Source organism: Nonomuraea corallina, from assembly GCF_027620315.1.
Taxonomy (GTDB): Bacteria; Actinomycetota; Actinomycetes; order Streptosporangiales; family Streptosporangiaceae; genus Nonomuraea; species Nonomuraea corallina.
Map to the genome: position 1 here is coordinate 1 of NZ_JAPNNL010000245.1, position 8154 is coordinate 8154.

8 protein-coding genes are annotated in these 8154 nt (G+C 72.0%); 6 read left to right on the plus strand and 2 right to left on the minus strand.

Features of this window, described 5'->3' with window-relative positions; all coding sequences use genetic code 11:
- Both OUY22_RS34325 and OUY22_RS34330 read right to left on the minus strand, forming a co-directional pair.
- The coding region (locus OUY22_RS34325; RefSeq protein ID WP_270159460.1) for a LacI family DNA-binding transcriptional regulator at positions 1 to 603 on the minus strand (603 nt) is incomplete at its 3' end.
- On the minus strand, positions 600 to 1961 hold the full coding sequence (locus OUY22_RS34330; RefSeq protein ID WP_408638252.1) for a rhamnulokinase: 1362 nt from the start codon (positions 1959 to 1961) through the stop codon (positions 600 to 602). The genes OUY22_RS34330 and OUY22_RS34325, both read right to left, overlap by 4 nt.
- 122 nt (positions 1962 to 2083) lie before the next feature.
- On the opposite strand from OUY22_RS34330, the gene OUY22_RS34335 reads away from it, so the two are divergent.
- The 6 genes from OUY22_RS34335 to rhaI form a co-directional block, all read left to right on the plus strand.
- Complete coding sequence (locus OUY22_RS34335) at positions 2084 to 3580, plus strand: sugar ABC transporter ATP-binding protein (RefSeq protein ID WP_270159461.1); 1497 nt, start codon at positions 2084 to 2086, stop codon at positions 3578 to 3580.
- Positions 3577 to 4608 (plus strand): ABC transporter permease, encoded by a 1032-nt coding sequence (locus OUY22_RS34340; RefSeq protein ID WP_270159462.1) that lies wholly within the window; start codon positions 3577 to 3579, stop codon positions 4606 to 4608. Before OUY22_RS34335 ends, OUY22_RS34340 begins: the two co-directional genes overlap by 4 nt.
- Positions 4601 to 5575, plus strand: coding sequence for an ABC transporter permease (locus OUY22_RS34345; RefSeq protein ID WP_270159464.1), 975 nt, complete (start codon positions 4601 to 4603; stop codon positions 5573 to 5575). The genes OUY22_RS34340 and OUY22_RS34345 overlap by 8 nt, the downstream gene beginning before the upstream one ends.
- Positions 5576 to 5580: 5 nt before the next feature.
- A complete protein-coding gene (rhaS, locus tag OUY22_RS34350; RefSeq protein ID WP_270159465.1) occupies positions 5581 to 6654 on the plus strand; it encodes a rhamnose ABC transporter substrate-binding protein in 1074 nt (357 codons plus the stop codon).
- 71 nt (positions 6655 to 6725) lie between these two features.
- Entirely contained in the window at positions 6726 to 7037 is a 312-nt protein-coding gene (locus tag OUY22_RS34355; RefSeq protein WP_270159466.1) for an L-rhamnose mutarotase, read from the plus strand.
- A 17-nt stretch (positions 7038 to 7054) separates the two neighbouring features.
- On the plus strand, positions 7055 to 8154 hold a 1100-nt coding region (rhaI, locus tag OUY22_RS34360; protein WP_270159467.1), incomplete at its 3' end, for an L-rhamnose isomerase.

Sequence of the window (8154 nt, forward strand, 5' to 3'; positions counted from 1 at the left end):
CCCGGTCACGTACGCGACCCGGTCGGCGCCGCCCGCCAGCAGGTGCTCGACGGCCATCGCCCCGCCCGTCACGTCGTTGACCGCGACCGCGCACTGGTCGGGCCGTTCGGCCGGATGGTCGACGAGCACCACGCTGATGCCGCGCTCGCGCAGCCGGTCGAGCCGGACCGGGTCCTGGTCGGAGGGGGTGATGAGCACCCCGCGCACCCGCTGCTCGGCGAAGACGAGCAGGTTGCGCTCTTCCTTGACGCGGCTGCCGGAGGAGTTGCCCAGGATGACGGCGTAGCCGCGCTCGCTGGCCAGGTCCTCGACGCCGGCGGCCACGTCGGTGAAGAACGGGTTGCCGATGTCGATCACGGACAGGCCGATGGTGCGGCTGTGGCCGGCGCGGAGCGTGGAGGCCGAGCCGTGCCGCACGAAGCCCAGCTCCCTGATCGCGTTCCCCACCCGGTCGCGGGTGGCCTCGGCCACCTTCTCGGGCCGGTTGAGCACGTTGGAGACGGTGCCGGGCGACACCCCCGCCAGGGCCGCGACGTCCTTGATCGACGGGCTCTGCCGGATGCCCCCGGCAGCCTGCGCCTCGTCCCAACCGTCGGTGCTCATCCGCGTTCCCGTGGCTCGTAGGGGTGCCCTGGCCGGTAGGTGCGCACGCCCGCGCCGCGCCGGACCAGCTCGCGCATCTCGGCCAGGCCGCCGACCAGGCCGCGCGCGCGAGCCTGGACCAGCGCGTTGCCGAGCGCGGTGGCCTCGACGGGCCCGGCCACGACCGGCAGGCCGGTCGCGTCGGCGGTGAGCCGGCACAGCAGCGTGTTCAGCGACCCGCCGCCGACCAGATGGACGACCTCGACCGGCCGGCCGCTGAGCCGGACGGCGTCGGCGATCGCCCGCTGGTAGGCGAGGGCAAGGCTCTGCAGGATGCATCGTACGACCTGCGCGGGTCCCTCAGGGGCAGGCTGCCCGGTACGGGCGCAGTAGGCGGCGATCCTGCCCGGCATGTCGCCCGGCGGCAGGAACGCGGGGTCGTCCGGGTCGATGACGGCGGCGGCGCGCGCGGTCTCCGCCTCGGCCAGCAGCGGCTCCAGCGGCGGGCCGCCCCAGGCGCGCAGGCACTCCTGGAGGATCCACAGGCCCATGACGTTGCGCAGGTAGCGGACGGTGCCGTCGAGGCCGGCCTCGTTGGTGAAGTTGGCCTGGCGGCTCTCCTCGGTGAGCACCGGCGCGGGCAGCTCGACGCCCACCAGCGACCAGGTGCCGCAGGAGACGTAGGCGAAGCGGTCGGTCTCGGCGGGCACGGCCACCACCGCCGAGGCGGTGTCGTGCGAGGCGACCTTGACCACCTCGGTGGCGTAGCCGACCTCCTCGGCCACGTCCGGCCGCAGCGGGGACGCGCCCGCCGCGAAGTCCGGGAAGATCCGCCGGGGCAGTCCCAGCTCGTCGATCAGCTCCCAGGCCCAGTCCCGCCCGCGCACGTCGTACAGGGCGGTGGTGGAGGCGTTGGTCCGCTCGGCCCCGATGGTCCCGGTCAGCCAGTAGCCGAGCAGGTCCGGGATCATCAGCATGGTCTCGGCCCGGTCGAGCCGCTCGCACAGCAGCTGGTTGACGGTGTTGAAGGGCAGGAACTGCGTCCCCGTCACCTCGTACGGGTCCACCCGCTCGGTGCAGCGGGCGGTGCGGGCGTCGCGGTAGTGCACCGGGTTGCCGATCAGCCTGCCGTCGCCGTCGAGCAGCCCGTAGTCCACCGCCCACGCGTCGACGCCCACCGACTCGGCGGGTCCGGCCTTGCGCAGCCCGTCCAGCACGCCCTGGTAGAGGGCGAGCACGTCCCAGTGCAGGGTTCCCGCGACCCGTACGGGCCGGTTGGCGAAGCGGTGCTCCTCCCGCAGCCGGATGCGCCCGCCGGCCACGGCGGCGCTCATCACCCGCCCGCTGGAGGCGCCCAGATCGACTGCCGTGAATCGCACGATCCGATTAAAACGTAGCAACAGCGTCTTCGCCAGACATCCGGCCAGGCATTGACGGTACCCGGTCGAACACCTACATTCCGAGAAACATCCCGTTAAAACGTTTGTTGTCCGGAGGACGCATGAGCGGTCCCCCCACCCTCGCGCTCGTGAACGTCAGCAAGTCGTTCGGCGCCGTGCGGGCCCTGCGCGAGGTGTCGCTCGAGCTGTTCGCCGGAGAGGCGCACGCGCTCGCGGGGGAGAACGGCGCCGGCAAGTCCACGCTGGTCAAGATCCTCGCCGGGGTGCACCGGCCGGACAGCGGCCAGATGCTGCTGGACGGCGAGCCCGTCGTCTTCCACGGCCCCGTCGACGCCCAGCGGGCCGGCGTCGCCGTCATCTACCAGGAACCCACGCTCTTCCCCGACCTGTCCGTGGCCGAGAACATCTTCATGGGACGCCAGCCCCGCACCACCCTCGGCCGCATCGACCGCCGCGCCAGGCGCGCCCTGGCCGCCGAACTGTTCACCCGGCTCGGCGTCACCCTCGACCCCGAGCAGCCCGCCCGCGGCCTGTCCATCGCCGATCAGCAGCTCGTCGAGATCGCCAAGGCCATCTCCACGGACGCCAGGGTCCTGGTCATGGACGAGCCGACGGCCGCGCTGTCGGGCAACGAAGCGGCCCGGCTGTTCTCGGTGGTGGAGACACTGCGCGAGCAGGGGTGCGCGGTCCTGTTCATCTCGCACCGGCTCGACGAGATCTTCTCCCTCTGCGGACGGGTCACCACCCTGCGCGACGGCGGCCTGGTCGCCGTCGAGCCCGTCGCCGGGCTGACCCACGACGAGCTGATCCGGCGCATGGTCGGGCGCGAGCTCGGCGCCCTCTACCCCAAGCAGGAGACGACCGCGGGGCAGGTGGCGCTCCGGGTCGAGCGCCTGACCAGGGAGGGCGTGTTCACCGACGTCTCGTTCGAGGTGCGGCGGGGTGAGATCGTCGCGCTCGCCGGCCTGGTCGGGGCCGGACGCAGCGAGGTGGCCAGGGCGATCTTCGGCGTCGACCGGTGGGACGCCGGGACCGTCCAGGTGGACGGCCGCCCGCTGCCCGCCGCCAGCCCGAGCGCCGCCATGGCGGCCGGGCTCGCCCTGGTGCCGGAGGACCGGCGCCAGCAGGGCCTGGTCATGGCGCTGTCCATCGAGCGCAACATCGGCCTGACCGGGCTGCGCTCGCTGCGCCGCGGCCTCACCATCTCCCGCGCCGCCGAACGCGACCGGGCCCGGGACTGGGCGCTGCGCCTGCGGCTCAAGTTCGCCGCGCTCTCCGACGGGGTCGGCGTGCTGTCCGGCGGCAACCAGCAGAAGGTCGTGCTCGCCAAATGGCTGGCCACGCGCCCGTCCGTGCTCGTCGTGGACGAGCCCACCCGCGGCATCGACGTCGGCACCAAGGCCGAGGTGCACCGGCTGCTGTCGGAGCTGGCCGGGCAGGGCATCGCCGTGCTGATGATCTCCTCCGACCTGCCCGAGGTGCTCGGCATGGCCGACCGGGTGCTCGTCATGCACGAGGGCCGGCTCACCGCCGAGATCCCGCGCGCCGAGGCCACCGAGGAGAGCGTCATGACCGCCGCCACCGGGAGGGCGGCATGACCGCCACCGCCGCCAGGCCCGAGCCGGCGGCCCGCGGCCGGGGCGCGCGCACCCTGGTCGACCTGGTGTTCAGGGCCCGCGAGCTGAGCCTGGTCATCGCGCTGGCCGCGCTCGTCGGCGGCACCGCCGCCGCCAACCCCACCTTCCTGTCCGGGCAGGGCGTCGAGGACATCCTGCTGAACACCGCGATCCTCGCGCTGCTGGCCGTCGGCCAGTCCATGGTGGTCGTCACCCGCAACCTGGACCTGTCCGTCGGCTCGGTGGTCGGACTGGTCGCGTTCACGCTCGGCGACCTGCTGACGAGCGGCTGGGGCCTCGTGCCGGGCGTCGTCGCCGGAGTGGCGCTCGGCGCCGCCTGCGGGCTGCTCAACGGCCTGCTCGTCAGCTTCGGCCGGGTGCCCGCGCTGGTCGTCACGCTCGGCACCCTCTACGTCTTCCAGGGCGTGTGCCACTTCGTCGCCGCCGGCCGCCAGATCAACGCCGCCGACCTGCCGCCCGCACTGCTGTCGCTGGGCAACGGGGCCGTGCTCGGCGTGCCGTACCTGCCGCTCATCACCGTGGTGATCATGCTCGTGATCGGGTACTACCTGCGCGCCTACCCGAGCGGGCGGGAGTTCTACGCGATCGGGTCCAGCCCGGAGGCCGCCCGGCTGGCCGGCGTCCCGGTCCGCCGCCGCGTCCTGGCCGGCTACCTGGTCAGCGGCTGCCTGGCCGGGCTGGCCGGGGTGCTCTGGCTGGCCCGGTTCGGCACCGTCGTCGCCGACTCGGCCGGCGGCTGGGAACTGCTGGTGATCAGCGCGGTCGTGGTCGGCGGCGTGGCCATCACCGGCGGGGTGGGAAGCGTGTACGGGGCGGCGCTCGGCGCGCTGCTGCTCACCGTGATCGGCAGCGCCCTGGTCGTGCTCCGGGTCAACCCGTTCTGGCAGCAGGCCATCACCGGCGCGCTGCTCCTGCTCGCCATCAGCGTCGACCGGGTGCTGGCCCTGCGGGTCGCCCGGCTGCTCAGAAGGAGGAGCCGCCATGGCTAGAGCGCTCCGCTGGGATGTGATCATCGGCCTGCTGCTGGTCGCGGTCTTCGCGGGCGGCGCGCTCGGCTCGCCGTCGTTCGCCACCGCGGACAACCTGTCGTTCGCGCTCGGCGACCTGGGCGAGATCGCGCTCATCGCCCTCGCCATGACCATGCTCGTGGTGGCCGCCGAGGTCGACCTGTCGGTGGCGTCCGTGCTGGGCCTGTCGAGCGCCCTGGTCGGCGCGCTGTGGGACGCCGGCCTGGCCATCGAGACCATCATCCCGCTCGTCGTGCTGATCGGCGCGGTGTGCGGCCTGGTCAACGGGCTGCTCGTGACCCGGCTCGGGCTGCCGTCGCTGGCCGTCACGATCGGCACCCTCGCCCTCTACCGGGGGCTGGCGTACGTGGTGCTCGGCGACAGGGCGGTGGCCGGGTTCCCGCCCGGGTACGTGTCGGCGGCCGTGGACGACGTGCCCGGCACGTTCGTGCCGTACCCGGTCGCGCTGTTCGTGCTGCTGGCCGTGGTCGTCGCGGTGGTCCTGCACGCCACCGGGTTCGGCCGCGCGCTGTTCGCGATCGGCGCGCAGGAGCAGGCCGCGTTCTTCGCCGGGATCCGGGTCAAGCGGATCAAACTGGCGCTGTTCGTGATCTCCGGAACGGTCGCCGCCTTCGCCGGGGTCGTCTTCACCCTGCGCTACGGCTCGGCCCGCGCCGACAACGGGCTCGGCGTCGAACTGGCGGTGATCGCCGCCGTGCTGCTGGGCGGCGTCGACTTCGACGGCGGCAAGGGCACGCTCGGCGGCGTCATCGCCGGCGTGCTGCTCATCGGACTGCTGCGCAACCTGCTCATGCTCAACGACGTCTCGACCGAGATCCAGTCGATCGTCACCGGCCTGCTGCTCATCGTCTCGGTGCTCACCCCCCGCCTCATCTCCTTGCTCAAACCGGTCAGAACCGGCACGTCGGCACTGAAAGGAATCCCATGAGACCGATGCGCCTCGCCCCCCTCACGGCCGCCCTCACCGCCGTGCTCGCCCTCGGCGCCGTGGCCTGCGGCGGCACCACCAAGTCGAGCGTCACCTCCGCGCCCGCCCAGCCGCCCGCCTCGTCCGCCGCGGCCTCCGCCGACCCGAACGCGCCGATCAAGCAGGGCCTGAAGCTGGCCTTCCTGCCCAAGCAGATCAACAACCCGTACATGACGATCGTCGCGACGGCGGGGGCCGAGGCGGCCGGGGAGTTCCAGGGCGAGGCCAAGGAGGTCGGCCCGTCCGACGCGTCGGCGTCCTCGCAGATCTCCTACATCAACACCCTCACCCAGCAGGGCCACGACGCCATCCTCATCTCGGCCAACGACCCCAACGCCGTGTGCGGCCCGCTCCAGCAGGCCAGGGAGAAGGGCATCAAGATCGTCTCGTACGACTCCGACGCCGCGCCCGAGTGCCGCGACCTGTTCATCAACCAGGCCGACTCGGAGGAGGTCGGCCGCAGCCAGGTCCGGCTGCTCGCCGGGATGATCGGCCACAAGGGCGAGATCGCGATCCTGTCGGCCACGGCCAACGCCACGAACCAGAACACCTGGATCGAGTACATGAAGGACGAGCTGTCCAAGGCCGAGTACAAGGACATGAAGCTGGTCAAGGTGGCCTACGGGGACGACGACGACCAGAAGTCGTTCACCGAGACGCAGGGCCTGCTGCAGGCGTACCCCGAGCTGAAGGGCATCATCTCGCCCACCACCGTCGGCGTCGCGGCGGCGGCCCGCTACCTCTCCGGCTCCAAGTACAAGGGCGAGGTCGTCCTGACCGGCCTGGGCACGCCGAACCAGATGCGCCAGTTCGTCAAGGACGGCACCGTCGAGAAGTTCGCCCTGTGGAACCCGAAGGACCTCGGCCACCTGGCCTCGTACGCCGCCGCCGCGCTGGTGTCCGGGCAGATCACCGGCGCCGAGGGCGAGACGTTCAAGGCGGGCAGGCTGGGGGAGCGGACGATCGGCGCGAACGGCGAGGTCATCCTGGGCCCGCCGTTCACCTTCGAGGCCGGCAACATCGACGACTTCGACTTCTGACCCCCATCTACATCCGCCGTACGCCCGCCCCGGGACCGTCCCGGGGCGCGCGTCGCGGAAAGGAGAAGACCGTGGAGCGGGTGTGCTTCCTGCTGCGGGTACGGCCGGACCGGCTCGACGAGTACCGGGAACGGCACCGGCACGTGTGGCCGGAGATGCTGGACGCGCTGCGCGAGGCGGGATGGCGCAACTACTCGCTCTTCCTGCGCGCCGACGGCCTGCTCGTCGGCTACCTGGAGACCGACGACTTCGAGGCGGCGCAGCGCGCGATGGCCGCCACCGGGGTGAGCGCCCGGTGGGAGACCGACATGGCGCCGTTCTTCGCGTCCGGCCGGGCCGACGAGGGACGGGTCAGGCTCGAAGAAGTTTTCCATCTGGATTGAATCGGGGACCTCTTTTCATGATCAAGGAACAGCTCCGCGGGCAGCGGATCGAGACGCCGTCCTGGGCGTACGGGAACTCCGGCACCCGGTTCAAGGTGTTCGCCCAGCCGGGGGTGCCGCGCGACCCGTACGAGAAGATCGCCGACGCCGCCCAGGTGCACGCGTTCACCGGCGTCGCGCCGACGGTGGCGCTGCACATCCCGTGGGACCGGGTCGACGACTACGCCGCCCTGGCCCGGCACGCCGCCGGACTGGGGGTGGGGATCGGCGCGATCAACTCCAACGTGTTCCAGGACGACGACTACAAGCTGGGCAGCGTCACCCACCCGGACCCGCGGGTGCGGGCCAAGGCGCTGGCGCACCTGCTGGAGTGCGTGGACGTCATGGACGCCACCGGGTCCGGCACCCTCAAACTGTGGTTCTCCGACGGCACCAACTACCCGGGGCAGGACGACGTCCGCGACCGCCAGGACCGGCTGGCCGAGGCGCTGGCGGCGGTGTACGACCGGCTCGGCGAGAATCAGCGCCTCCTGCTGGAGTACAAGCTGTTCGAGCCCGCCTTCTACATGACCGACCTGCCCGACTGGGGCGCCGCGTACGCCCACTGCGTCAGGCTCGGCCCGAAGGCACAGGTCGTGGTCGACACCGGCCACCACGCGCCGGGCACCAACATCGAGTTCATCGTGGCGTTCCTGCTGCGCGAGGGGAAGCTCGGCGGCTTCGACTTCAACTCCCGCTTCTACGCCGACGACGACCTCATGGTGGGCGCCGCCGACCCGTTCCAGCTCTTCAGGATCATGTACGAGGTCATCAGGGGCGGCGGCTTCACCGAGCGGACCGCCTTCATGCTGGACCAGTGCCACAACATCGAGCCGAAGATAGCCGGGCAGATCCGCTCGGTGATGAACGTGCAGGAGGCCACCGCCAAGGCGCTGCTCGTCGACCGGGACGCGCTGGCCGCGGCGCAGCGGGCCGGTGACGTGCTGGGCGCGAACGCCGTGCTCATGGACGCCTACAACACCGACGTGCGGCCGCTGCTGGCGGAGCTGCGTGAGGAGCTGGGGCTGGCGCCCGACCCGATGGCCGCCTACGCCACGTCCGGATATTTCGAGAGAAT